A 1,741-nucleotide genomic window follows, 5' to 3' on the forward strand; every position below is an offset into this window, starting at 1 on the left:
ATCAAACAGCAATGTTGCTAGGGGCTTAATATTAATGCCTCTATGGCTCAATTTGTTGATGGCTCTAGTCGAAGTCATCGTCAAAATCACCTCAAACTCGGGAAACATAGATTGACATTCCAAGGCAAATCCCATAAGTTCATCATATGCGGCTTTGAATGAGCTTCCCTTATGCACTAGTATAATTCGCTTTTTCATATTACTTTACTGGCTTTCCAAGGTAGAAATAGCCTGCGCCAAGTACCAAGGCACCACCAATGAAATTACCAATTGTCACCGGGATTAGGTTTTGGAACATACCTGCAATCGATACCGGATCAGTGTGTGGCATTAATAATGACATTGAGAAAATGGTCATATTTGCAACACTATGCTCCGCACCTATGGTAATAAATGCAAATAAACACCAAAAAATCATAATTAACTTACCCGATTCCGATTTCATTTTTAAGGCACAAAGTACCGCTAAGCAAACCAATACATTACATATAATACCTTTAAACAATAGTGGCATAAAGGCACCACTCATCTTACCTGCCGATACCTTCAATATAAAATCGCCCACAGGTGTGCCGCTAATGCCTGTCATAACAAATGAAAAGCCAATGAGAAATGAGCCTATGAAGTTACCAATATAGCTGTATAGCCAAATACCACAAGCATCCAAAAAAGTTACCTTTTTATCTAAAACACCTGCCATCATGATCATATTATTTCCTGTAAAAAGCTCTGATCCAGTCATAATCACCAAGCTTAATGCGATACCAAATGACAAGCCCATTAACATTTTGCCATAGGCAAACCCGCTTGCAGCTCCCATGCTGCCAATTACCATAATCAATAAAATACCTAAACCAACATAAAATCCAGCAAATGCAGATGCCAAGATATATCTTCCCTTGCTTGACTTTAAAAAAGCTGCCTTCTTTACTGCCGCGCCAACTAAAAAATCCAGTGTTTCTGTAAACATTTTTCTACCTCCATAAATTGACTATGTTTTAACAATCTTTATGGATAAATGTTACCACACTGGATTTTAATTGGATGTGACAAATCTCACACTTTTCGATAATATTCTAAAATTTCATTTTCATTTACGAGCAAGGCTTTCTCGCGCCACTTCACATACCCCTTGTCAATAAGCTCAGACATGGCCCTTGAAATAGATTCTCTCGGCACACCAAGCAAATAAGAAAGGTATGTGATATTAATATTGAGGTCAACTTCCTTCCAACCATCTTCTGCAGTGTTTCGCCCATGATCCTTAGTGAGCTTCCATAGCTTTGCAGCCAGTTTTTTATCGATCTTGGTCTGTACGGTATTCTTGAGTTGCCTAAAGAGTCGTCTTTGTTTTCTAGCGCTTGAATTTAATATTTGCAGTGTCAAATCAAAGTCATTTTTCATGAGTGCCAGCATTTCCAATTTTGGAAATGTAATAATAAGCGCTTGTTCAAAGCATTCACAATCCACCGATACTGGTAGATTATCAAAGACCACTTCATTAATTAAGCTTCCTTCATTCAAAATGAAAAAGACGCGTTTTTGGCCATTGGCACAATATCTCAGAAGTGCCATTTTGCCATAAATTACTGCATAGACATATCCAATTTGGTCTTTATTTCTGAAAAGAACCTCATTTTTATTGAGTTTCTTGAGATTTGCGATTTTTAACAATGCCAAGAGTGTTGTTTCTTTCAGGTCTTTAAAGGCTTCTATGCCTTTTATGTGGTCTATAGTCACA

General features: G+C 37.4%; 3 protein-coding genes. All 3 read right to left on the reverse strand.

The features are described from left to right. On the reverse strand, positions 1 to 198 hold a 198-nt coding region (locus AC220I_RS22120), incomplete at its 3' end, for a hypothetical protein (protein WP_486726034.1). Position 199: 1 nt separating this feature from the next. Beyond that, the gene (locus AC220I_RS22125; protein ID WP_486726035.1) at positions 200 to 970 is read right to left on the reverse strand and encodes a formate/nitrite transporter family protein; all 771 of its coding nucleotides are present in this window, start codon (positions 968 to 970) and stop codon (positions 200 to 202) included. A gap of 86 nt (positions 971 to 1,056) precedes the next feature. Further along, positions 1,057 to 1,741: Crp/Fnr family transcriptional regulator (locus AC220I_RS22130; RefSeq protein WP_486726036.1), on the reverse strand; the 685-nt coding region annotated here is incomplete at its 5' end.

Source organism: Fusibacter sp. (assembly GCF_057447755.1).

Bases quoted from the DNA above. Each gene is read 5' to 3' on its own strand.
- AC220I_RS22125 (WP_486726035.1), bottom strand. From the start codon at position 970: ATGTTTACAGAAACACTGGATTTTTTAGTTGGCGCGGCAGTAAAGAAG.